Raw genomic sequence first — 22,784 nt, forward strand, 5'->3', positions numbered from 1 at the left:
GAAAACGCTTGCCGCTGTTACGGTGCCGGATTGGGGTAAGCGGTGTGGATCGCCTCAATCGCGGCGGTCAGTTCCGGCGGCAACGGGCGGTCGGCAGCGGCCAGGCTGGCGGCGAACTGTTCCGGCGTGGTTGCCCCGACAATGGCAGAGGCAAGGAACGGGCGTTCCAGACAATAGCGGATTGCCATGGTGGTCGGTGACCATCCGGCGGCTTCGGCCAGCGTGCAGTACAGCTCCGTCGCAGTCAGGGCGGCGGGCTTGGTGTAGCGGGCATAGCGTTCCGGCCAGCGGGTGACGCGGGCGCCCTGCGGTTTGGCCCCGTTACGGTACTTTCCGGTCAGGACCCCGCCGCCAAGGGGGGAATAGGCGGCCAGCGGCACGTCTTCCCGCAGGGCCATTTCCGCCAGCCCGACCTCGAAGGTCCGGTTCAGCAGGCTGTAGGGGTTCTGGATGCAGGCAATACGCGGGGCTCCGGCGGTTTCCGCCGCCCGCAGGCAGCGGTGAACGCCCCACGGTGTTTCGTTCGAGACGGCGATATGGCGGATCTTGCCTGCCTTTACCGCGTCGGCCAGCACCGACAGGCTTTCTTCCAGCGGGGTCTGGTCCTGTTCCGGGTGATGATCATACCCCAGACGGCCGAAGAAGTTGGTCTGCCGGTCCGGCCAGTGCAGGTAGTAAAGGTCGATATAATCGGTCTGCAACCGCTTGAGCGAGGCATCAAGGGCAGCCTCGATATTCACCCGGTCCAGACGGTGATCGGGGCCACGGAACCACGGCATCGGCGGGCTGTAGGCGACCACTTTGGTGGCGATGATCACGTCGCTGCGGTTGCCACGGGCTTTGACCCAGCTGCCGACGATCTCTTCGGTCCGGCCCTGTGTTTCCGGGCGGGGAGAAATCGGGTACAGCTCGGCGGCATCCAGAAAATTAATGCCGTGATCGCGGGCGATATCCAGCAGGGCGAAGCTTTCGCTTTCGGTGTTCTGTTCACCGAAGGTCATGGTGCCCATGCTGATGGTGGACACCTTCAGGCCGCTGCGGCCAAGGGAACGGTATTCCAATGAACAAACTCCTCAGGGAATGGAGAGAGAGCGGGCGGGGAGCCCGGTACCGGAACCAGTGTTGTGGATTTCGCAGTGCAAATAAACCTTTTGGTAATATTTTCCCGGCTCCGGCAGGCGTACAATAAATAAATCAGGGAGTCCTGCCGGTAACCGCCGTGGTGGCGGCTGAAAATCCCGGTACCGCACTCCCCATCGGGAGGTCGATCATGATTTCCGAGAAAGTCTGCAAGGCAGGCAGCCGTCAGCCTGAGGCCGGGCTGAAAGCAGATAGTGCGCAGGCAGAACCCCGTAAAGATACAGAAATGGCCGGCTCTGAAAACCGGAGCAGCCAGAAAAAAGCAAAAGCCCCCCTGACCCCGCAGGAAAGGACCCTCTATCGGGTCTGCTGGTCGTCGGTCTTTACCGCTGCCTGCGGTGCCGGTGACCCGATGCCCCGGGATCTGGCTGAATTCCGGGCCGAGAATGAGGCGGTTGATCACCCCTTCCGCCGCTATTGGCTGGAGGTATACCGCAGCGGAGGCAGCAGCGGGGTGCCGACTGTCAGGCACTGAAACATGCCAGAGTGGCAGGTGGGCGCGCCTGCCACATCTGCCCGGTTTGTCTCCGGGGCTGTCTCCGTGATACTCTTCCGGCGGGGGATCAGCGCAGGAGCGTCAGGCCATGCAGGAAAACCGGGATCAGGCCGCAAAGGCCGAGGACGGGGGCAATGGTCTGTCCTCTGCCGACTGGATGACTGTTGACTGGAGCCGCCTGAACCGTGGCGATATCGACGTCTTCAAACGCCGTCTGTATGCCCACCTGAAGCACACTCTGGCCCGCGGTGCGGAAGAAGCCAGCCTGCATGACTGGTACACCGCGCTGGCGCATACCACCCGTGATCTGCTGGTGGAAACGTGGACTGACAGCCAGCGGGCCGCAGCCAGCGCTGACGCCAAGCGGGTCTGTTATCTGTCGCTGGAATTCCTGATCGGCCGGTCACTTGAAAGCAACCTGCTGGCGATTGGCATGATGGATATCTGTCACGCCGCACTGGCCGAGATGGGGCTGGATTTCGGGGCCATCCGCGAACAGGAACCGGAGGCGGCGCTGGGCAACGGCGGGCTGGGGCGGCTGGCCGCCTGCTTCGTTGACTCGCTCGCCACGCTGGGGATCCCCGGCGAAGGCTATGGCATTCACTATCACCACGGCATGTTCCGTCAGCGGATTGACGACGGGCGGCAGGTTGAGGTGCCGGAAAACTGGCTGACCTATGGAAATCCGTGGGAATTCAAGCGCCCGGATGTCTGCTATCCGGTCCGTTTCGGCGGGCGGGTGGAAATGGTGGATGACGGTGAAGGCCATCACACCTTCCTGTGGGTCAGCGGCGAAGAGGTGCTGGCGATTGCCAACGATCTGCCGGTGCCGGGGTATGGCGGCTTTGGTGCCTCCAGCATCCGGCTGTGGTCGGCGCGGGCCTCGCGGGAATTCGATCTTCAGGACTTCAACCGGGGTGACTACATCGGCTCGGTGATGGCGGAAATGGAATCGGAAAGCCTGTCAAAGGTGCTATATCCCGATGATTCCACCGAACAAGGCAAGATGCTGCGCTTCCGGCAGGAATACTTTTTTGCCGCCGCGTCGGTGGCCGATATCCTGCACCGGTTCCGGGCCCAGTCGGGGGCCGATTGGTCCCTGCTGCCGGAAAAGGTGGCAATCCAGCTCAACGATACCCACCCCACCATCGCCATCCCCGAGCTGCTGCGCCTGCTGATGGACGAGCAGGGCCTGGGCTGGGATGAAGCGTGGGAGATCAGTCACGGCGTCTTTGCCTATACCAATCACACCCTGCTGCCTGAGGCGCTGGAGTGCTGGCCGGTGGCGTTGTTTGAACGGCTTCTGCCGCGCCATCTGCAGATCATTTACGAAATCAACCGCCGTTTTCTGGATCAGGTGCGGGCACAGGTGCCGGGGGATGAGGATCTGATCCGGCGGGTGTCGCTGATTGAGGAAACGGGCCCCCGGCGGGTGCGGATGGCCCATCTGGCGGTGGTCGGCAGCCATTGCGTTAACGGGGTGGCGCGGATTCATACCGACCTGATGAAATCCGGCCTGTTCGCGGATTTCCATCGCCTTACGCCGGATAAAATCGTCAACCGCACCAATGGTATCACCCCGCGCCGCTGGCTGAATCAGGCCAACCGCCCGCTGGCCCGGCTGATTTCACGGCATGTGGAGGAAGACTGGCCGGTCAATCTGGATCTGCTGCGGGCCCTGTTGCCGCTGGCCGAAGATGCCGGGTTCGCCGAGGAGTTCCGGCACGCCAAAGCAGCCAACAAAGACCGTTTCACCAGCTTCGCCGGGCGGACGCTGGGGGTCTGGATCGACCCCGGCAGCCTGTTTGATGTGCAGGTCAAGCGCATTCATGAATATAAGCGTCAGCTGCTGAACGTGTTGCACGTCATCACCCGCTATAACCGTCTTCGGCATGGCCTGACAGCCGGTATGGTGCCGCGGACCGTAATTTTTGCCGGTAAGGCCGCCCCGGGCTATGCCGCGGCCAAGCTGACCATCCGGCTGATTCATGCCGTTGCTGCCGTGATCAACGCCGATCCCCGGACCCGGGACTGGCTGCGGGTGGTGTTTGTGCCCAACTACAATGTGTCTTCGGCAGAGGTGATCATTCCCGCCGCAGATCTGTCGCAACAGATTTCCACCGCCGGGACCGAGGCCTCGGGCACCGGCAACATGAAGCTGGCCCTGAACGGGGCCCTGACCATCGGCACCCGCGACGGTGCCAACATTGAAATCGCTGAAGAGGTGGGGGAGGAAAACCTGTTCTTCTTCGGTCTGTCAGCGGAAGACGTCGCCGCCCGCCGTGCCGGGGGGTATGATCCGCTGGCGGTGATGCATGCCAACCCGGAGCTGGCTGAAGTGCTCAATATGATCCGGGGTGGCTATTTCAGCCCGACAGAACCGGAGGCTTTCCGCCCGCTGGTCGATGCGCTGCTGTATGGCGGTGATCATTATCTGCTGCTGGCTGATTATGCGGCCTATCTGACGGCGCAGACACAGGTGGATGCCGCATGGCAGAACCCGCAGGGATGGACCCGGTCAGCGATTACCACCGTGGCGCGGATGGGTAAATTCTCGGCCGATCTGACGGTACTGGATTACGCCCGCGATATCTGGGGCGTAAAGGCAACGGCCCCGATCATGCAGGATCTGGGGCCGTATCGGTAACGGGGGCTGAAAAGCCGGATCAGCGCAGGGTGAGGACGACGATCATCACCAGACCCAGCGCGATGCGGTACCATGCAAACGGCGCAAACCCGTGCCGCCCGATAAAGCCGATTGCCACCCGCACCACCAGCAGGGCGGTCAGAAAGGCGGTGATCAGGCCGACGGCAATCATGCCGAGGGCAGAAAAGTCCAGCGCTGACCAGTTTTTATACAGGCTGTAGGCGGTGGCCCCGGCCATGGTCGGGATGGCAAGGAAGAAAGAGAACTCGGCGGCGGTTTTACGGTCAACCCCCATCAGCAGAGACCCCATGATGGTCGCCCCGGAGCGGGAAACGCCGGGGATCATGGCAATACACTGAAACAGGCCGATTTTGACGGTCAGCGGCAGCGGAAACTCTTCGATGGCATGGAAGCGGGGGCTGTGGTTCCGTCGTTCGATCAGCAGAATGGCGATGCCACCGACCACCAGCGCCACTGCCACCACCATCGGGGAGTCCAGCAGGGCACGGATCATCGAATACGCCCCGGCCCCGATCACCATGGCAGGCAGGAAGGCAATCAGGATATTACGGACGAACATCTGTTCGCTGCGCACGCTGACCATGCCGGTCGCCGCCTGCCACAGACGCGGGAAATAGGCGACGCAGACGGCCAGAATCGCCCCGAGCTGGATCACCACCTCAAAGGTTTTACCCGACGGGGCAGGGAACCCCAGCAGATCGACCAGCAGCACCAGATGCCCGGTGGATGACACCGGCAGAAATTCGGTCAGGCCTTCGATGATGCCCAGAAAGGCAGCCAGAAGCAGCAGATCCATAATCGCGGAAACTCGTCAGCAAAAGGGGGAGAGGGGGTTCGGCGGCATCATGGCTCCGGCGGCGGCGCGGTGCAAGGGGGCAGTGCAGCATGGCTGGCCTCTGTTATTTGGGCCTTTTCTCTTGCCGCAGGCGGGAGGAGGCCGTAATCATCGGGGCATCTTTTCCGATGCTTGATAGTGACAGGTGCGCCCGTGGCTCTTCCTCCCCTGCTGACCCTGCGTGACATCCGCCTTGGCTTTGGCGGTCATCCTCTGTTTCAGGGGGTTGAGCTGGCGGTCGGTAAGGGGGACCGCGTCTGTCTGGTCGGGCGTAACGGGTCCGGCAAATCGACCCTGATGAAGGTGATCGCCGGAATGGTCGATGCCGAAAGCGGTGAGATTTTTGTGCAGCCCGGCACCCGCATCGCCTATCTGCCGCAGGAGCCTGACCTGTCCGGCTTCGCGACTGCCCATGATTACGTGGCAGCCGGTCTGGGGCCGGAGCAGCTGCACGATTATCATACCGTCGATATCATGCTGGATGATCTTCAGGTCCGTCCGGATGCCGATCCGGCGGCAATGTCGGGTGGGGAAAAGCGCCGGGCCGCCATTGCCCGGCTGCTGGTCAGCCAGCCCGATATCATGCTGATGGACGAACCGACCAACCATCTGGATCTGCCGACGATTCAGTGGCTGGAAGACTATCTGTCGAACACCCGCTGCGGCTTTATCCTGATCTCGCACGACCGTGCCTTCCTCAACCGGCTGACCCGCACCACCCTGTGGCTGGACCGGGGTGTGGTGCGCCGTCTGGAGGCCGGGTTTAAGGACTTTGAAGGCTGGTCACAGGGTATTCTGGAGCAGGAGGCGGTGGAAACCGCCAAGTTCGACAAGTTTCTTGAGCAGGAAGTGGCGTGGTCGAAAAAGGGTATCGAGGCCCGCCGGACCCGCAACATGGGCCGTATGCGCCGCCTGCAGGAACTGCGGAGCGAGCGCGCCCAGATGATCGCCCGGACCGGGCTTGTCAAAATGGAAAGTGACAGCGGCCAGACCTCCGGCAAGCTGGTGATTGAGGCGGAAGGCATCAGCAAGGCGTATGGGGACAGGGTGATCCTCACCCCGTTTTCCACCCGCATCCTGCGCGGTGACCGGGTCGGGATCATCGGCCCCAATGGGGCCGGTAAGTCCACTCTGCTGCGGATACTGATGGGGGAAGAGGCCCCGGATACCGGCACGGTCAAACGCGGCACCAACCTGTCCACCGTTTACCTTGACCAGAGCCGCAGCGCGCTGGATCCGGCCAAAACCATCTGGGATACGCTGGCTGACACCGGTGGCGATTCCATCAATGTGCGCGGCCATCTGCGCCATGTGGTCGGGTATATGCGCGACTTCCTGTTTGATGAGCGTCAGGCCCGCAGCCCGGTCGGCAGCCTGTCGGGCGGGGAGCGGAACCGCCTGCTGCTGGCGAAGGCGCTGGCCCGCCCGTCTAATTTCCTGATCCTCGACGAACCGACCAACGATCTGGATATGGAAACGCTGGATCTGTTGCAGGATATGTTGGGCGATTATGACGGTACCCTGCTGCTGGTCAGCCATGACCGTGATTTTCTTGACCGGGTGGTGACATCCTCAATCGTTTTTGAGGGCGAGGGACTGGTGCGGGAATATCCGGGCGGGTATTCCGATTATGAAAGCCAGCGCCCCAAGGTGCAGGCTCCGGCCAAGGGCAAGGATGACGCGCGGGCCGACACTCCGAAGGAAAAGCCGAAATCGAAATCGGTGAAGCTGTCTTACAAGCAGCAGCGGTTCCTTGATGAGTTCCCCAAGCTGATGGAGCGGCTGGAGGCGGAAAGTGCGGCGCTGGAAAAGAAGCTGGCCGACGACGGCTTCTATACCCGTGACCCGCAGGGGTTCGCCAAGGCTGTCGAGGGGCTGGAAGCGCTGAAGGCCGAACAGGCTGCCGCCGAGGAACAGTGGCTGGAAATCGAGATGCTGAAGGAAGAGCTGGGGGGCTGATCGCGGCTTTCCGTTCTGCTGCCCGCCTGTGGGGTTTATCTGAGCGTAAAAAAGAAACCGGGGAAGAGGCCAGCGGCACTCTTCCCCGGTTTTAGTGTTTAAAAGGGGGGGGCGGTCAGCGCCGGGCGAAGTTAACCGCTTCCTCGGTGGCACGGACCAGAGCCCGGGCCTTGTTGCGGCATTCCTCGTATTCGCTGTCCGGGTCGCTGTCGAGAACGATCCCGGCTCCGGCCTGAATAATCACTTCACCGTCCTTGACCAGCGCGGTCCGCAGGGCGATGCAGGTATCCATCTGGCCATTGGCAGAAATATAACCGACGCACCCGGCGTAGAAGCTGCGGCGTTCCTTCTCCAGCTCGTCGATGATTTCCATCGCCCGCACCTTCGGCGCCCCGGAGACCGTTCCCGCCGGGAACCCGGCCATCAGCGCCGACAGGGCATCGTGATCCTCGGCGATCTCACCCTCCACGTTCGAGACGATGTGCATCACGTGGCTGTAGTTCTCGATGATCATCTGGTCGGTGACCTTGACGGTGCCGACCTTGGCAACGCGGCCGACGTCGTTGCGGCCAAGGTCCAGCAGCATCAGGTGTTCGGCCAGCTCTTTCGGATCGGCGAGCAGGTCTTCGGCCAGTTCACGGTCCTGCTCCGGGGTTTTGCCGCGCGGGCGGGTCCCGGCGATCGGGCGGATCGTCACTTTGCCATCCCGCAGCCGGACCAGAATCTCCGGGCTGGATCCGACCAGCGTGGCGTCGCCGAGATCCAGATGGAACAGGAACGGGGACGGGTTGGTGCGCCGCAGGGCCCGGTACAGGGCAAACGGCGGCAGCTTGAACGGAATGCGGAAGCGCTGCGACAGCACGACCTGAAAAATATCGCCTGCCGAAATGTATTCTTTGGCCTTGGCAACCATGCCGTGGAACTCTTCCCGGCTGACGTTGCTGACCGGTTCAGGCGGGGTGTCGGTCGCACGCGGGGTTTCCCGCCGGTAGGGCAGGGACCGCTGGAAGTCATCCATCACATCGGCAATGCGTTCCCCGGCCTGCTGATAGGCCGCTTCAGCCGAGACGCCATCCTGCGGACGTACCGGGGTGACGATCGTGACCAGACCGTCGACGTTGTCGAAGATTGCCATCACCGTCGGGCGCATGAAAATACCGTCGGGGATGCCGATGGTGTCGGGATTGGCATCGGGCAGGCGCTCGGCCAGCCGCACGAAATCATAGCTCATGTACCCGACCAGACCGGCTGCCATCGGCGGCAGGCCCTGCGGCAGGTCAATGCTGCTTTCCGCCACCAGAGCCCGGAAGGAGGTCAGGGTATCGCCTGCCGGTTCATAGGCGTCGGCGGTCAGCCGGGCGGAGCGGTTGATTTCTGCGCTGTTACCGTGGCATCGCCACAAGATATCCGGCTTAAGCCCGATAAAGGAATACCGCCCGCGCACCGCGCCCCCTTCCACCGATTCCAGCAGGAAGCTGTTCGGCTGGCCGTCAGCCAGCTTCAGCATGGCAGAAACCGGGGTTTCCAGATCCGCCACCATGCGGGACCAGACCACCTGCGCCTGACCGGCAGCATAGGCGGTGCGGAAGTCCTGGAACGCGGGAAGCGTCAACATGGGAAGGTACTCCTGAGTGATCGTGGCCCCGTCTGTTGCGTTTGGTCCGGGGCCGGGGTGAGAAAAAAAAGACCGGGCTGGGGGTTGGGGGAGAGGGGACGGGGCGTTTTGAAACGCGCCGGAAACGAAACCGGGGCCGCAGTGTCTGCGACCCCGGAGCCGGATTTTGGCTTACAGCGCCTTTTCGATCAACTCCCGCTTCACGACGGTTTTGAAGCGGGTGCCGAAGCCATCGGTGACAGCATCGGTGAGGTCGGCGGCGGTTTCCTGTTTCAGGGTGGCGGCAACAGCCTCGACCCCGGCCGGATCCTTTGACGGATCAGCGGCGGTGATGGTGGTCAGGTGCAGTACGGTGGCACCGGAGTCACCGGCAACCATCGCGGTATCGTTGACCGCCATGGAGAACAGCTTCTGCACCATCTGACGGGGCAGGGTGCTGGCACCGGCGGTGCCGTTACGGGTCACTGCCGGGATCGGGGCCAGAGTGATGCCCTTGGCCGGGTCGGTCAGCGATGCCAGCGGCTTGCCGGTCTTGGCCTGCTCGGTCAGGGACTGGGCAACGGCCTCAGCCTTGGCCTTACGGGCACTGTCTTCCCACAGGGCGGTGACCTCTGCCCGCACATCGTTCAGCGGGCGCTGTGCCGCCGGGGTGATGGCGTTGACGCGCAGCAGGAACTGCCCGCCCTCGGCCTGTTCCAGACGGCTTTCCTCGCCGGACTGCAGGGCAAAGGCGCTGGCAAGGATCTGGTCCCGCATGCCATCCGGCAGGGTGGTGACCAGCTTGCCGGCCGCATCCATGCCCTTGTCGGTGACGGCGGGCAGGTCGATCAGCGGCAGGGACAGCTTCTGGGCGGCAACAGCAAAACCGGCCCCGCTCGCCAGTTCATCCTGCGCCTGACGGGCAACCTGATAGACCGCGTCTTCAGCCTTGGCGCGGGCCAGTTCCTTGCGGATCTCGTCCTTCACCTCAGCCAGCGGCTTCAGGGCCGCAGCGTGAACGGCGGTCACGCCGAAGACATGCCAGCCCAGCGGGCTCTGCACCGGGGCGGAAATCTGGCCGGGGGTCAGCGCCAGAACCGCATCAGCGGTTTCGCCCGGCAGACCGTCACGGGTGACGGCCCCCATCGGCAGGAAGACGCTGCCGTTAACAGCGGCAGAAGCCTTTTCCAGATCCGCAGGGGTCTTGGCGGCGGCAATCACGGCTTTGGCAGCATCTTCAGTTTCCACCAGCACCTGTGACACATCCCGGGTTTCCGGGCTGGTGTACTGGTCTTTGTTGGCGGTGTACTGGCTTTCGATTTCCTGCTCGCTGACCTCGATCCGGCTGTTCATATCGCCGCTGCGCAGCAGCAGGACAGAAATGGCACGGGTCTCCGGGGCCATAAAGCGGGCGGCATTGGCATCGTAGACGGCCTTCAGGTCATCGTCGGTGGCAGTCTTGTCAAGCGGCTGCGCCTTGGCAGAAACCACCAGCGCTTCGCCGCTGCGGGTTTCCTGCTGATAACGGTACAGGGTTTCCGCCAGAATTTTCGGGGCGGCGGCGTTCACCTCGACGCTGCCGGTCAGGCGGCGGACGGTCAGGTCAGGCCGTACCAGCTTAAGGTACATATCTTCGGTCATGTTGTTTGACATCAGGGTCCGCTGATACAGATCCTTGTCAAACTTGCCGTCGGCCCCCTTGAACGCGGGCTGCTCAACAATCGCCTGACGCAGGCCGTGATCAGAGACCACCAGACCAAGATCCTTCGCCGCCATCTGCTGGGTGGCGGAGGACACGATACCGGCAACCGTGCTGTCGAGCATGCCAAGCTGCTTGGCCGATTCCGCGTTGAATGTCGGGCCGAACATGCCGCGGAACTGTTCCACCTGCCGGGAGAACTGCTTGGCGACGTAGGCCGGATCATATTCGATATCGCCGACCTTGATGGCGACCCGGTCTGTGGCCAGACCGCGCACCACGTCACCGACACCCCAGACGCCGAAGCTGAGGATCAGCAGCACGAACAGGATTTTGATAACCCACGATCCGGAGGATTTACGCAGAACGTCAAGCATAGGGAAGTCCCAGACTGAACGGAAGGGCTGTGAATACGGAGACGCGGGGGCCCTTCCGCGAGGAAATCAGAAAGCGAGATCCCGCCGAAGGCAGTCATCTCAGGCGGCGCATGATACGGACAGCCCGCCGGGGCCGCAACCATGGAACACATCTGCCGCAGCGGAAAAGTATGATCGGCTGCCGCTTTTTATCCTGCCCGGCGACCGTGACGCGTCAGTGCCGTTGGAAAAATGTGGCGATCATGGTAAACACCCTGCCGAGATCAAGGGGATCTAGGGTATTGCCCTGCAGGTCCCTGCAACAGCCACAGCGCCCTTTAAAAGAAGAGGACAGAAAATGAGCTCGCGTCGTCCGCTGATCGCCGGTAACTGGAAGATGAATGGCCTGCGGGCTGATGCCGACCTGCTCGTTTCCGGTCTTGCTGCGCGCTATAAGGCCCTGTCGGCCCCGGCGTTCGACATGCTGCTGTGCCCCCCGGCAACACTGGTTGCCGCCGTTGCGGCGCAGGCCGCCGGGTCCGGCCTGAAGGTTGGCGGGCAGGACTGTCACCGCAATGAAAAGGGTGCTCACACCGGCGATATTTCGGCGTGGATGCTGCGTGACGTCGGGGCCAGCCATGTGATTGTCGGCCATTCGGAGCGCCGTCAGGATCACGCCGAGACCAATGCTGTGGTGAAGGACAAAGCTCAGGCCGCTCAGGCTGCCGGTCTGGTGGCGGTGATCTGCATCGGCGAGACCGAGGCGGAGCGCGACCGTGGCGAAACCCTGCGGGTTGTGGCCGATCAGGTGCGCGGCTCGATGCCGGCCGGATCGACGGCGGAAAACACCGTTCTGGCGTACGAGCCGGTGTGGGCGATCGGCACCGGCCGCACCCCGACCCCGGATGACGTCGCTGAAGTGCATGCCGAAATCCGGAAGGTCGCGGCGGAAGTGCTGGGGGATGGGGCGCTGCGCCTGAACATTCTTTATGGTGGTTCGGTCAAACCGTCTAACGCCATGGAGTTTCTGGGGCTGGCTGATGTTGATGGCGCGCTGGTCGGCGGTGCCAGTCTGAAGGTCGATGATTTCTGGGCAATTGCTGAGGCGGTTGCGTAAGACTTTTGCCTGCCCCCGCGCCCTGTGCTGCCTTGGGCCGTGCAGGGCACGCAGGGGTGGCATTCGGGGAAAAACGGATGATCAGTGCATTTAGTGCTGGCATCTGGCGCGCGGTCACATTAAAAAGCCGCGTTTGAGAGGTTAGGCTGATCGGTGCCGGTCCGCAGGCGCGGTGCGGTGCATCAGCCCAGAATGGGTATTGATTGTCCATGATTACCGTCGTTCTGGTCATCCATCTGCTGATCGCGCTTGCTCTGGTCGGCGTCATTCTGCTGCAGCGTTCCGAAGGCGGTGCCCTTGGCATTGGCGGCGGTGGCGGCGGCGGTCTGGTGTCTGGCCGCGCTGCCGGCAACATCCTGACCCGTACCACCGCCATTCTGGCGACCGCGTTTTTCATCACCAGCCTGGTGCTGGCGATTCTGGCCAACAACAGCGGTTCCGGCGCCAAGTCGTCGATCGTTGATGTTCCGGCCCAGACCCCGGCGGCCCCGGCCGCTCCGGTGTCGCAGTAAGCTGCGGCGGGGCTTTCCGGCCCCGTTCCGTTGCCCGGACATTCCGGCGTCTGCTGTTACGGTCCTGTGGGGGAGACCCCGGTGGTTAAATCCGGCAGCAGACTGACGCACAGGGGATCCCGCCCCCGAAAAGCGCGGGACAGGTTGAACATGGTTCCGGGGGTGCCCCCGGGGCCCGTCGGGCGGCGTTTGCCGCCCGGTTGGCATTTTTCGATCCGTTTCCGTTGGATCCGGGGGAATGGTAAGGCTATGTCTGCCATATCGCCGGGTCCGCAATCTTGATGCAGGTCAGATGCTGCCCCGTGGTGTGCCGGGATACCCTTATCCGCAGTGCCCGCCGGTGGTGGCCGATCCCGTTTTTAGCAGGCAGAGTGTCGCTCCATGACTCGGTTCATCTTCATCACCGGCGGTGTGGTTTCTTCTCTGGGTAAGGGGCTGGCGTCGGCGGCACTTGCCGCCTGTCTGCAGACGCGCGGCTACAAAGTGCGCATGCGCAAGCTGGATCCGTACCTTAACGTCGATCCCGGCACCATGAGCCCGACCCAGCACGGCGAAGTGTATGTGACCGACGACGGGGCCGAAACTGACCTCGACCTCGGCCATTACGAGCGCTTCACCGGTGTTTCGTCCCGCCGGTCAGATAACGTCACCGCCGGGCGCATCTATAAGACCGTTCTGGAAAAAGAACGCCGGGGGGATTATCTCGGCGGTACCGTGCAGGTTATTCCGCACGTCACCGACCAGATCAAAACCTTCGTCCTGTCTGACCTGACCGATGAAGACTTCTGTCTGTGTGAAATCGGCGGCACCGTCGGCGATATCGAAAGCCTGCCGTTCCTTGAAGCGATCCGCCAGCTGAACAACGAGCTGGGCCGTGAGCGGGCGATGGTGATTCATGTCACCCTGCTGCCCTATATTCCGACCGCCGGGGAGCTGAAGACCAAGCCGACCCAGCATTCGGTGAAGGAACTGCTGAGCGTCGGCATTCAGCCCGATATCCTGATGTGCCGCTCTGACCGCCCGATCCCGGAAGGCGAGCGCCGCAAGATTGCGCTGTTCTGCAACGTCAATGAAAAGAACGTGATTGCGGCCCTTGATGCCTCCAGCATCTATGCGGTGCCGATTGATTATCATGCGCAGGGTCTGGACACTCAGGTGTGCAAGCATTTCCATCTGCCGCATGAAAAGGCCCCGGATCTCAGCCGCTGGCACACCATTCTGGAACGGGTGACCAAGCCGGAAGGGGAAGTGACCATCGGTGTGGTCGGCAAGTACACTTCGCTGCTCGACAGCTATAAGTCCCTGTCGGAAGCCCTGACCCATGGCGGCATCGCCAACAACGTCAAGGTTAAGCTGGAGTGGATCGACGCCGAGCAACTGGAGAAGGAAAATCCGGTCGACGTCCTCAGCGGGGTTGACGGCATCATGGTGCCGGGCGGCTTCGGGGAGCGTGGCTCGGAAGGGAAGATCCGGGCCGCCACCTTCGCCCGTGAAAACAATGTGCCGTACTTTGGTATCTGCTTCGGCATGCAGATGGCGGTGATCGAATGTGCCCGCAATCTGGCCGGGCTGCCGAAGGCATCGTCCTCTGAATTCGGCCCGTCGGAAACCCCGCTGGTCGGTCTGATGACCGAATGGCTGCGCGGGAACGAGCTGGTCAAGCGCTCTGCCTCCGGTGATCTGGGCGGTACCATGCGTCTGGGGGCTTATGAGTGCCATCTGGAAGAAGGGTCCCGCGTCCGCGAGATCTATGGCACCGAAGTGATCCGGGAGCGTCACCGTCACCGTTATGAGGTGAACGTGCACTATAAGGACCAGCTGGAAGCCACCGGTCTGCGCTTCTCCGGTCTGTCGCCGGACGGTCTGCTGCCGGAAATTGTTGAATACAAAGATCATCCGTGGTTCATCGGTGTGCAGTTCCACCCGGAACTGAAGTCCAAGCCGTTTGATCCGCATCCGCTGTTCACCTCTTTCATCACTGCGGCGCTGACCAAGTCGCGCCTGGTGTGATTGCCAACTCCCCGCTGGTTTTCCTGCCGGTTTTAAGGATATTCAGATGACCCAGACTGCCGCCGCCCCGCGTCATGTTTCTGTCGGCTCCGTCACATTCGGGAACGATCTGCCGATGGTGCTGATCGCCGGCCCCTGCCAGATGGAAAGCCGGGATCATGCGATGGAGACGGCGGGCCGTCTGGTGGAAATCTGTCAGGCCACCGGCGTACCGCTGATCTATAAAACCTCCTTCGATAAGGCCAACCGCACTTCGCTGGGGGGCCGTCGTGGGGCGGGGCTGGAAGCGGCGCTGCCGGTGTTTGCCGAAATCCGGGACACCTATGGCATTCCGGTGCTGACCGACGTGCATGAGCCCTGGCACTGCGCCGAGGTGGCCCCGGTGGTTGATGTGCTTCAGATCCCGGCGTTCCTGTGCCGTCAGACAGATCTGCTGCTGGCTGCCGCAGCAACCGGACGGGCGGTGAACGTCAAAAAGGGGCAGTTTCTTGCCCCGTGGGATATGAAGAACGTCGTCGCCAAGCTTGACGGGGCGGGCAACAGCAACGTGATTGTCACCGAGCGCGGGGCCTCTTTCGGCTATAATACGCTGGTGGTCGATATGCGGGGCCTGCCGACCATGGCGCGGGATACCGGCTGCCCGATCATCATGGATGCCACCCATGCGGTGCAGCAGCCGGGCGGTCAGGGCGGCTCTTCCGGCGGTCAGCGGGAATTTGCCCCGGTGATGGCCCGGGCAGCCCTGTCACTGGGGATTGCCGGGGTCTTCATTGAGACCCACGAAAATCCTGACTGCGCGCCGTCTGACGGCCCGAACATGATTCCGCTGGACCAGATGCAGTCCCTGCTTCAGGTTCTGGTGCAATTCGACCGGCTGGCCAAGGCCAATCCGGTTGTACTGTAAGGCCGGGTTTTTTACCCAACATTCCGGCTTTGCCACTTTCAACCCTGGGAGATGTCCTCCATGACCGCCATTGTTGATATTCATGCCCGTGAAATCCTCGACTCCCGCGGCAATCCGACCGTCGAAGTCGATGTGATTCTGGAAAGCGGCGCTTTCGGCCGCGCCGCCGTTCCCTCGGGGGCTTCCACCGGCGCGCATGAAGCGGTTGAACTGCGTGACGGCGACAAGGGCCGTTACCTTGGCAAGGGCGTGCTGAAGGCCGTTGACATGGTCAACGACGAGATCTTCCAGGCGCTCGCCGGTCTGGATGCGGATGATCAGGTTCTGCTCGACCAGATCATGATCGACCTCGACGGCACCCCGAACAAGGCCCGTCTGGGCGCCAACGCCATCCTCGGCGTGTCGCTTGCCGTTGCCAAGGCTGCTGCTGAAGAATCCAGCCTGCCGCTGTACCGTTACATCGGTGGTGCCTATGCCCGCACCCTGCCGGTGCCGATGATGAATATCATCAACGGCGGCCAGCATGCCGACAACCCGATCGACATTCAGGAATTCATGATTATGCCGGTGTCCGCCGGTTCGGTCGCCGATGCGATCCGCATGGGTTCGGAAGTGTTCCATAACCTGAAGAAGCAGCTGCACGACGCCGGTCACAACACCAACGTCGGTGACGAAGGCGGCTTCGCCCCCAACCTGAAGTCGGCTGACGAAGCGCTGAGCTTCATCATGAAGTCGATCGAAAAGGCCGGGTACAAGCCGGGCGAAGACATCATGCTGGCGCTGGATTCCGCCTCGACCGAGTTCTATAAGGACGGTCTGTACCGGATGGACGGCGAAGGCAAGGTGCTGGATGCTGCCGGTATGGTGAAGTATTACGAAGACCTGTGCAGCCGCTTCCCGATCTTCTCGATCGAAGACGGCGTGTCTGAAGATGACTGGGATGGCTGGAAGCTGCTGACCGACGCGCTCGGCAGCAAGGTGCAGCTGGTCGGTGACGATCTGTTCGTCACCAATCCGGTCCGTCTGGCTGACGGGATCCAGAAGGGCGTCGGCAACTCCATTCTGGTTAAGGTTAACCAGATCGGCACCCTGTCGGAAACCCTGGAAGCCGTGCAGATGGCCCATAAGGCCCGCTACACTGCCGTTCTGTCGCACCGTTCGGGCGAAACCGAAGACAGCACCATTGCTGATATCGCGGTTGCCACCAACTGCGGCCAGATCAAGACCGGCTCGCTCAGCCGTTCTGACCGTATGGCCAAGTACAACCAGCTGATCCGTATCGAGGAAGAGCTGGGCGATGCCGCCCTGTATGCCGGGACCTCGATCCTGAAGGGCTGATCCCTTCCGGTTTGATTGGTACAGAAGACGGGCCGGGGCGAGATGCTCCGGCCCGTTTCTTTTTTGCTGCCGGGTCGGTATGCTGGGCAACGGCAGGATCAAAGCCGGAAAAAAGACAGGGGTTGGAAGACGGGATGAAGCCGCCCATTTGCGACAGTGTGTTTGATGTGGCTTTCTGGCTGATCGACCGGGCGCTGGATGACGGGGAATATCTGCAGCCCCAGAAGCTGCAACGCCTGCTGTTTCTGGCGCAGGCCTATTATGCGGTGATGAGCCGGGGGGACATGCTGATGCCCTGTCTGTTCATCGCGTCGGGCATGGGGCCGCTGGAGCCGTCTTCCTGGCGGGCGTTTGAGCATGGCCGCCCGAAAGTGGATTATCAGAAGATCCCGCCGGAGGTGCAGCCGTTTCTCGACAGTCTGTGGCGTAAGTTCAGCCCGCACAGTGCCGAGTATCTGAATAAGCTGGTGTGCAGCCACCCCCCCTATCAGGATGCCTTTGCGCAGGGGCGGCGCGCGCTGATCCCGCTGGAGGCAATGGTGGCCTATTATGGCCGTAAGCCGACCCAGAACGAGCAGAGCCTGAAAGCAGCTCCGCCGATTGACCGGGTGCTGCGGCCACGGGTCATGCGCTCGCAGACCGGCAAGCCGGTCAATGTCACCAGTTGGACGCCGGGGCGTAAAACGCCCCCGGCCTCCTGATTATCCGGTCACAGCGCGGTTCCGCCCGCTCCGTTTGGCTTCGTACAGGGCCATATCGGCCCGGGCGATGGCATCTGCGATGCTGCTGTCGGTGGTCAGCACCTGTGCCACCCCCAGACTGATGGTCATGGTCCCGACGTCAGGGAAGGGGGCCTTGGCGACCAGAGCGCACAGCCGCTCAGCCAGTCCTTCTCCATCGGGCTGGGCCGGGGTTTCCGGCAGCAGCAGCACGAATTCTTCCCCGCCATAGCGGGCGAGGATATCGCAGGTGCGGATGTTGGTCAGCAGCAACCCGGCCAGCGCCTGCAACACCCGGTCCCCGGCCTGATGGCCGTAGGTGTCGTTGACGCTCTTGAAGTGGTCGGCATCTACTAGGAGAATGGTGAACGGAATGGCGGACCGCTGAAACAGGCTGAAGTGTTCAGCCGCAATGGCGTCAAAGCGGCGACGGTTCAGCACTCCGGTCAGGCCGTCATGGGTGGCGAGACGTTGCAGTTCCCGGTTGGCCTCCTCAAGGGCGGCGGTCCGTTGTGCGACCAGCATTTCAAGAGACGCGTTAAGGGCCGCCAGATCGTGTTCCCGCTTCAGCAGGCTTTCCGCCATCGACCGGAAGGCTGTGTTCAGCAGCCTGATTTCTGCGGGACCGGTTTTTGCGTTGGGGAACGTTTCCGGCAGGCGGTCTTTTTCCTCAATGCTGCGGGCGGCTTCGGCCAGATCCTCAATCGGGCGGCTGAGACGCAGCGCAAAGCGATACGCGATCGCCGAGAAAACCACCACACCGATCAGGCCAAGGACCAGGAGTTTTCTGATCAACGCCTGCACCGGGGCAACGGCATCAGCGCGGGGCTGGCGGACCAGAATGGTCCAGACAACGCTGGAATCAGGGCCGGTATCCACCTGCGCGGCGGCAGTCAGATACGCGGCACCATCCGGCCATGTCAGATCACGGAAGCTGCGGTCTGGAAGGGCGGGTGCCTGTTCCGCACCAATCAGGCTGTAGGGATAGAGGATAGACCGGTTTCCGTTGACCAGAATCACTTCGGCCTGCGTGTTGTTCAGGGAATCCCTGACCGCTGTGGCAATGGTTTCGGTCACCCAGTCCCAGGTGACATGGGCTGACAGAACGCCGCGCAATGCACCATCCCGGGTCCGGACCGGGGTGGCGATGTCAATGAAGCGCAGCGGCTGCCCGCTGGTCGGCTGGGGGAGAAGTTTGGCCAGCATCACCGCTTCGTGGATGTCGCCAAAGAAATTTCCGCTCTGCCCGGCCTGAAACCACGGCCTCGCCGCGGCATTCTGGCCGACCAGAACACCGTCGGTCGCCTGCAGGATCAGCCCGGTCTGATCGGTGACCCCGATCCAGGCATAGGCCCCATGGGCGGCTTTTCGTATATCAAGAACCCGGCGGACATCTCTGCCCGCCAGATCGCCGTCAGTAAACAGAGGCCCCTGCGCCAGAAGCTGGGCTTCCAGCTGCCGCTCCCGCAGGTTTTCTGACAGCAGGGCCGCGGCGGACTCTGCCGCCGCTTCCAGCCGGTGCCCGGCGATTGTTTTCAGTTCGTCTGTGGCGATGGAACCGACATAGGCACCTGCAACAACAACGCCGGTCAGGGCCAGTCCCCCGAACCACAATGTCAGGCGGGTTCGCAGGCTGTTGAAAAACATCGTAATCTCATGTGGTTAGGGGCGTCGGTCAGAGAAGCTGGAAGGCGAGAATGGCTGTAATGGTCGGCGGCAGGGCTGCCAGAAACAGATACAGCGGGTTGATCGCGCCTTCGTCAAAGCTGCCACGCAGAATGGAGAAACCGGCGGGATTGGGGGCATTGGCGATGACGGTCAGGCCACCACCGGTCACCGCACCGGCCACCAGTGCGTATTTAAACGATTCACTCAGGCCATCGACCAGCGAGCCGAGATAGGTCAGGGCTGCATTATCGGTGATTGCGGTCAGGGCCGTGGCGCCAAAATAAATCATCGTCGCATCCATATTGGCCAGCATCGGCTGCAGCCACCATTTCTGCTGTCCGCCCAGCACCACCAGCCCGGCCAGGAAGAAGGCGACCATCAGCCCTTCCCGCAGGATCAGCGGATCCTGATAACGGCGGTAGGCCTGCGTGAAGCCGAGGAAGAACAGAAACAGCCCCATAAACACGGCCGGATGGTGCGAGAACAGGACGACACCGCCCAGAAACAGCATGTGGATCATCATAACGGCAACGGGAACCTGATCTGCCGGATGATCTGCCGGGGCCGCAGGCAGGCGGCGCAGCTCGGCGGCGAACAGGGCAGTCAGCACACTGGCATTCACCAGAACGGCAATGGCTGACTTCCATCCGAAATGGGTCAGCATATACATCAGGTCCCAGTTCCACTTGGCGGCAACCATCAGCACCGGCGGGGCGGCGAAGGGGGTCAGGGTGCCACCGATTGAGACGTTGACGAACAGGGTGCCGATGGCGGCGTACTTCAGCCGCTGGGAAATCGGGTTGCTGTAGTAGCGGTCCCGCAGCAGCATGGCGGCAAGGGTCATTGCTGCCGGTTCGGTGATCAATGACCCCATCAGCGGCACCACAGACAGGGTGGTGATGAAATAGGCCATCCCGGCGGGCATCGGCAGCAGCCGGGCAATGGCGCTGACGCCGACCCGGGCCACCTGAATGATCGGCTTGCTGCCGGCGATCACCATAATGGCGAAAACAAACAGGGGCTCAGTATAATTCTGGGTATCAAGGTAGGTGGTCGCGGCCGCCTTCCCGTCAATAGAAAACATGAACATAACAAGAACAAGGGCCCAGAACCCGAAAACCGCCTCCACCTCGCCCAGAAGGTGCCACAGACCGGCGTGAGCCGGGCGGGTGTGGGCCAGATGCTCAAAAAATTTGGTGGAGAAGGTATGAAGAACGGCGATGGCGAACAGGCCAGCGCCGATCATCTCAACTGTTGTCGGGTGCATGGGCTTCCGGGGTCCTCATTGCGTCGGCGGTGTTCTGATCCATCGGTACAGACAGCCATCGGCCCGGTCGGGGCCACCTGTCGGCAGAGGATCGGATACGGTTGCCCCATAATGGATGCCGACTTGGCATGGCGCAAGAAAAACACCCGCCAGCAGACAGTTTGAGACCGGATTTTACCCGGTTCCGCCGCAGAAATTGCGGAAAATTCTGTGTGCGGTGCAATAGAAAACGCCGGACAGCATGGCTGTCCGGCGTTTCTTCCAGCGAAGGGCATGGGGGGCAGTCGGGGGGCGCCCCTCGCTGAATCTGCATTTCGTTTCGACCAAAGGTATTAGATCGTTTAGCGCAAGATGCGCCATAAATCTACAGCAAACTTTGGTTTTGTTACCGTCGCGCCGGGAAACCTGCGCGACAAAAGGGACTATATCCAGTGACGGTTTCGGGAGAAACATGAAAAAGGTATAGCGGAAGATACCCAAATGTATCACGGTCCGGTGGTCAGGCCAAAATGGTCGTCCGGGACAGTTTTTTGTCCTCCTCCGGGGGCAGGGCGGGCCCGGTGTGGCAGCCGGGGGACACTCCGGCCGGGGATGATAACAGAATGAGAGAGTGCAGGATGGGATGGTGTCGTCGGGTCTGTGCGGCCATACTGGTGTTGACGGTCTGGTCAGGGGCGGGGCTGGCCCCGGTGGATGCCCGCGCGCAGGCACCGTCACAGACGGAAGATCTGAGGTTTGACGTGCAGACAGTGCAGATTGAAACCACCGGAGGGACGCGGGCCTATCGGGTGGAGATGGCGCTGACCCCGGCACAGAGGGAGCGGGGCCTGATGCACCGGACCAGTCTGCCTGCCGGCCACGGGATGCTGTTTGATTTCGGCAGCGTCCGTGATGTCGCGATGTGGATGAAGAATACCCTGATTTCTCTGGATATGCTTTTCATCACGGAAGATGGACGGATCGCCCGCATTGATGCCAATGCTGAGCCGCAGAGCCTGACGATCCGCCGGTCCGGTGTGCCGGTCCGTGCCGTACTGGAATTGCCGGGGGGCGAAGCCGCCCGCGCCGGGATTGCGGTCGGGGACCGCCTGATTCAGCCGATGTTCCGGCCCACCCCCTGAGGAGAGGGGCGGGACCCCCTCACCCCTGACCGGCGAGAGGGGGCGCGGAAACGCTTTCTGCAGCCAGCGCCTGAAAGACCGGGCTCTGGGCCATGATCTCGTCAACCATCTGCATGATGCGGGCGTGCTCATCCTGCGACAGGGACAGCCGCTGCTGGACCTGTGCAAACTCCACCAGGGCATCCTCAAGAACCCGACCGGCTTCCTGCAGTGTTTGGCCAACTTTTATGGCGTCACACCGCAGCTGCTGCACATGACTCAGAATCCCTGAGTTGGTGTGCTCAATCTCACGGCAGGCTTTCATGACCCGAAAGGTATTGTGATCGATAATGTGTGCCATGGTCCCTCCTTCCGGCTATGCCGCTATGGAGACCCCCCGGTGTGGACCGGCAGATCCGCATCTGCCCGTTCACCCAGCTATGGTGCGCCTGTCGGCGGGGTAAACCAATAGTGATCATGGACCAGAAAGAGCGGGAATATTCCGCCGGAAAGGGCGGTCAGGGCCCTGTTTGCCCGCAATCGGATGGCAGAATGCAAAAACCCCGCCCTGCTGGTGCAGAAGCGGGGTGTCTGGCGCGCCCTGAGGGATTCGAACCCCCGACCAGCCGCTTAGAAGGCGGCTGCTCTATCCAGCTGAGCTAAGGGCGCAGAAATGATCCTGACAGTGGCAGGCTTAACGGGCCGGGCCGACGGAAACCGTCAGCCCGACGGCCCATGTCAGGAAACGCGGTTGAACGCAAAGTTTTCGGCGTAGCTTTTCGGGCGGATTGACCGCTCGTTGGGCTCCGACAGGCGGATGGTCCAGCCCTGACGCTTGGCGTAGCTCACAGCCTCTTCCCGGGTGGCGAACTTCAGGCGGATCTGTTTCGCGGTATCAGCAGATCCGGCCCAGCCCATCAGGCCGTCGTTGGCAACCGGGGCTGAGGCTTCAACTTCCAGCAGCCAGGTGCCGAGAGTGCCGCGCCCGGACTGCATGGCGTTTTTCGCCGGACGAAAAATGCGGACAACAGTGGCCATCGTTCGGTAACTCCCGCAGTCACTACCGCCTGTCGTTCCGCTGCCGTCTGTGCGGCGGAAGGCGGACGGTTCTGTTTTCATTCCTACCGGCGGCGGTCTCAGCCGCCACTGCCGTGGTGCTGACCGTAACCTGACCGGATTTGACTGGACATTATGGTCGGGGTGAGAGGATTCGAACCTCCGACATCCTGCTCCCAAAGCAGGCACTCTACCAGGCTGAGCTACACCCCGGACCTGTCCGAAGCGGAAAATATGGGGTTTGTCATCGCTTGGCAAGCTAAACCCGCAGCAATCCAGATCTCTTTTCACTTTGTCCGGACGGCGTAAGCCGGTTACCGGCTTTATTCCATTCTGTGGATGTGGT

The 22,784-nt window shown here is 62.0% G+C and carries 18 protein-coding genes and 2 tRNA genes; 10 read left to right on the forward strand and 10 right to left on the reverse strand.

Annotation, left to right across the window (positions count from 1 at the left end; genetic code table 11):
* Positions 1 to 17: 17 nt before the first annotated feature.
* Positions 18 to 1,061, reverse strand: a complete 1,044-nt coding sequence (locus G365_RS0101235; RefSeq protein ID WP_019643677.1) for an aldo/keto reductase — start codon at positions 1,059 to 1,061, stop codon at positions 18 to 20.
* Positions 1,062 to 1,366: 305 nt separating this feature from the next.
* On the opposite strand from G365_RS0101235, the gene G365_RS0101240 reads away from it, so the two are divergent.
* Together G365_RS0101240 and G365_RS0101245 are read left to right on the forward strand one after the other, a co-directional pair.
* Complete coding sequence (locus G365_RS0101240) at positions 1,367 to 1,615, forward strand: hypothetical protein (protein ID WP_155976078.1); 249 nt, start codon at positions 1,367 to 1,369, stop codon at positions 1,613 to 1,615.
* Positions 1,616 to 1,724: 109 nt separating this feature from the next.
* Positions 1,725 to 4,283 (forward strand): glycogen/starch/alpha-glucan phosphorylase, encoded by a 2,559-nt coding sequence (locus tag G365_RS0101245; protein ID WP_019643679.1) that lies wholly within the window; start codon positions 1,725 to 1,727, stop codon positions 4,281 to 4,283.
* Between the two features lie 19 nt (positions 4,284 to 4,302).
* Here G365_RS0101245 and G365_RS0101250 read toward each other — a convergent pair whose 3' ends face one another.
* Complete coding sequence (locus tag G365_RS0101250) at positions 4,303 to 5,100, reverse strand: undecaprenyl-diphosphate phosphatase (protein ID WP_019643680.1); 798 nt, start codon at positions 5,098 to 5,100, stop codon at positions 4,303 to 4,305.
* 192 nt (positions 5,101 to 5,292) lie between these two features.
* Here G365_RS0101250 and G365_RS0101255 point away from each other — a divergent pair, with 192 nt between their 5' ends.
* Complete coding sequence (locus G365_RS0101255; RefSeq protein WP_019643681.1) at positions 5,293 to 7,098, forward strand: ABC-F family ATP-binding cassette domain-containing protein; 1,806 nt, start codon at positions 5,293 to 5,295, stop codon at positions 7,096 to 7,098.
* Positions 7,099 to 7,213: 115 nt separating this feature from the next.
* Here G365_RS0101255 and trpE read toward each other — a convergent pair whose 3' ends face one another.
* Positions 7,214 to 8,713, reverse strand: coding sequence for an anthranilate synthase component I (gene trpE / locus G365_RS0101260; protein WP_019643682.1), 1,500 nt, complete (start codon positions 8,711 to 8,713; stop codon positions 7,214 to 7,216).
* A gap of 171 nt (positions 8,714 to 8,884) precedes the next feature.
* Positions 8,885 to 10,768, reverse strand: coding sequence for a peptidyl-prolyl cis-trans isomerase (locus tag G365_RS0101265; protein ID WP_019643683.1), 1,884 nt, complete (start codon positions 10,766 to 10,768; stop codon positions 8,885 to 8,887).
* A gap of 337 nt (positions 10,769 to 11,105) precedes the next feature.
* Here G365_RS0101265 and tpiA point away from each other — a divergent pair, with 337 nt between their 5' ends.
* From tpiA to G365_RS0101295, 6 genes are all read left to right on the forward strand, one after another.
* Positions 11,106 to 11,864, forward strand: a complete 759-nt coding sequence (tpiA, locus tag G365_RS0101270) for a triose-phosphate isomerase (RefSeq protein WP_019643684.1) — start codon at positions 11,106 to 11,108, stop codon at positions 11,862 to 11,864.
* A gap of 209 nt (positions 11,865 to 12,073) precedes the next feature.
* A complete protein-coding gene (secG, locus tag G365_RS0101275) occupies positions 12,074 to 12,376 on the forward strand; it encodes a preprotein translocase subunit SecG (protein WP_019643685.1) in 303 nt (100 codons plus the stop codon).
* A 381-nt stretch (positions 12,377 to 12,757) separates the two neighbouring features.
* The gene (locus tag G365_RS0101280; protein ID WP_019643686.1) at positions 12,758 to 14,386 is read left to right on the forward strand and encodes a CTP synthase; all 1,629 of its coding nucleotides are present in this window, start codon (positions 12,758 to 12,760) and stop codon (positions 14,384 to 14,386) included.
* Positions 14,387 to 14,432: 46 nt separating this feature from the next.
* The gene (kdsA, locus tag G365_RS0101285) at positions 14,433 to 15,290 is read left to right on the forward strand and encodes a 3-deoxy-8-phosphooctulonate synthase (RefSeq protein ID WP_019643687.1); all 858 of its coding nucleotides are present in this window, start codon (positions 14,433 to 14,435) and stop codon (positions 15,288 to 15,290) included.
* Between the two features lie 60 nt (positions 15,291 to 15,350).
* Entirely contained in the window at positions 15,351 to 16,628 is a 1,278-nt protein-coding gene (eno, locus tag G365_RS0101290) for a phosphopyruvate hydratase (protein ID WP_026344998.1), read from the forward strand.
* Between the two features lie 134 nt (positions 16,629 to 16,762).
* Positions 16,763 to 17,329 (forward strand): Panacea domain-containing protein, encoded by a 567-nt coding sequence (locus tag G365_RS0101295; RefSeq protein ID WP_019643689.1) that lies wholly within the window; start codon positions 16,763 to 16,765, stop codon positions 17,327 to 17,329.
* Here the strand turns inward: G365_RS0101295 and G365_RS0101300 are convergent, their stop codons facing one another.
* Together G365_RS0101300 and G365_RS0101305 are read right to left on the reverse strand one after the other, a co-directional pair.
* Positions 17,330 to 18,994, reverse strand: coding sequence for a sensor domain-containing diguanylate cyclase (locus tag G365_RS0101300; protein ID WP_019643690.1), 1,665 nt, complete (start codon positions 18,992 to 18,994; stop codon positions 17,330 to 17,332).
* A 28-nt stretch (positions 18,995 to 19,022) separates the two neighbouring features.
* On the reverse strand, positions 19,023 to 20,282 hold the full coding sequence (locus G365_RS0101305) for a putative Na+/H+ antiporter (protein WP_043741065.1): 1,260 nt from the start codon (positions 20,280 to 20,282) through the stop codon (positions 19,023 to 19,025).
* Between the two features lie 617 nt (positions 20,283 to 20,899).
* Here G365_RS0101305 and G365_RS0101310 point away from each other — a divergent pair.
* Positions 20,900 to 21,403, forward strand: coding sequence for a DUF192 domain-containing protein (locus G365_RS0101310; RefSeq protein ID WP_019643692.1), 504 nt, complete (start codon positions 20,900 to 20,902; stop codon positions 21,401 to 21,403).
* A 19-nt stretch (positions 21,404 to 21,422) separates the two neighbouring features.
* Here G365_RS0101310 and G365_RS0101315 read toward each other — a convergent pair whose 3' ends face one another.
* The 4 genes from G365_RS0101315 to G365_RS0101330 form a co-directional block, all read right to left on the reverse strand.
* A complete protein-coding gene (locus tag G365_RS0101315) occupies positions 21,423 to 21,743 on the reverse strand; it encodes a hypothetical protein (RefSeq protein ID WP_019643693.1) in 321 nt (106 codons plus the stop codon).
* A 231-nt stretch (positions 21,744 to 21,974) separates the two neighbouring features.
* Positions 21,975 to 22,051, reverse strand: a tRNA-Arg gene (locus tag G365_RS0101320).
* A 69-nt stretch (positions 22,052 to 22,120) separates the two neighbouring features.
* Entirely contained in the window at positions 22,121 to 22,420 is a 300-nt protein-coding gene (locus G365_RS0101325; RefSeq protein WP_019643694.1) for an ETC complex I subunit, read from the reverse strand.
* A gap of 154 nt (positions 22,421 to 22,574) precedes the next feature.
* Positions 22,575 to 22,651, reverse strand: a tRNA-Pro gene (locus tag G365_RS0101330).
* Positions 22,652 to 22,784 lie beyond the last annotated feature (133 nt).

This window comes from Novispirillum itersonii subsp. itersonii ATCC 12639 (assembly GCF_000381985.1).
In the GTDB taxonomy this organism is placed as follows: domain Bacteria; phylum Pseudomonadota; class Alphaproteobacteria; order Rhodospirillales; family Rhodospirillaceae; genus Novispirillum; species Novispirillum itersonii.

Coding starts and splice junctions, on each gene's coding strand:
- G365_RS0101305 (WP_043741065.1), bottom strand. CDS start 20,282: ATGCACCCGACAACAGTTGAGATGATCGGCGCTGGCCTGTTCGCCATC.
- secG (WP_019643685.1), top strand. CDS start 12,074: ATGATTACCGTCGTTCTGGTCATCCATCTGCTGATCGCGCTTGCTCTG.
- G365_RS0101265 (WP_019643683.1), bottom strand. CDS start 10,768: ATGCTTGACGTTCTGCGTAAATCCTCCGGATCGTGGGTTATCAAAATC.
- G365_RS0101315 (WP_019643693.1), bottom strand. CDS start 21,743: ATGGCACACATTATCGATCACAATACCTTTCGGGTCATGAAAGCCTGC.
- G365_RS0101310 (WP_019643692.1), top strand. CDS start 20,900: ATGGGATGGTGTCGTCGGGTCTGTGCGGCCATACTGGTGTTGACGGTC.
- trpE (WP_019643682.1), bottom strand. CDS start 8,713: ATGTTGACGCTTCCCGCGTTCCAGGACTTCCGCACCGCCTATGCTGCC.
- eno (WP_026344998.1), top strand. CDS start 15,351: ATGACCGCCATTGTTGATATTCATGCCCGTGAAATCCTCGACTCCCGC.
- G365_RS0101240 (WP_155976078.1), top strand. CDS start 1,367: ATGGCCGGCTCTGAAAACCGGAGCAGCCAGAAAAAAGCAAAAGCCCCC.
- G365_RS0101325 (WP_019643694.1), bottom strand. CDS start 22,420: ATGGCCACTGTTGTCCGCATTTTTCGTCCGGCGAAAAACGCCATGCAG.
- G365_RS0101295 (WP_019643689.1), top strand. CDS start 16,763: ATGAAGCCGCCCATTTGCGACAGTGTGTTTGATGTGGCTTTCTGGCTG.
- G365_RS0101280 (WP_019643686.1), top strand. CDS start 12,758: ATGACTCGGTTCATCTTCATCACCGGCGGTGTGGTTTCTTCTCTGGGT.
- tpiA (WP_019643684.1), top strand. CDS start 11,106: ATGAGCTCGCGTCGTCCGCTGATCGCCGGTAACTGGAAGATGAATGGC.
- kdsA (WP_019643687.1), top strand. CDS start 14,433: ATGACCCAGACTGCCGCCGCCCCGCGTCATGTTTCTGTCGGCTCCGTC.
- G365_RS0101245 (WP_019643679.1), top strand. CDS start 1,725: ATGCAGGAAAACCGGGATCAGGCCGCAAAGGCCGAGGACGGGGGCAAT.
- G365_RS0101300 (WP_019643690.1), bottom strand. CDS start 18,994: ATGTTTTTCAACAGCCTGCGAACCCGCCTGACATTGTGGTTCGGGGGA.
- G365_RS0101250 (WP_019643680.1), bottom strand. CDS start 5,100: ATGGATCTGCTGCTTCTGGCTGCCTTTCTGGGCATCATCGAAGGCCTG.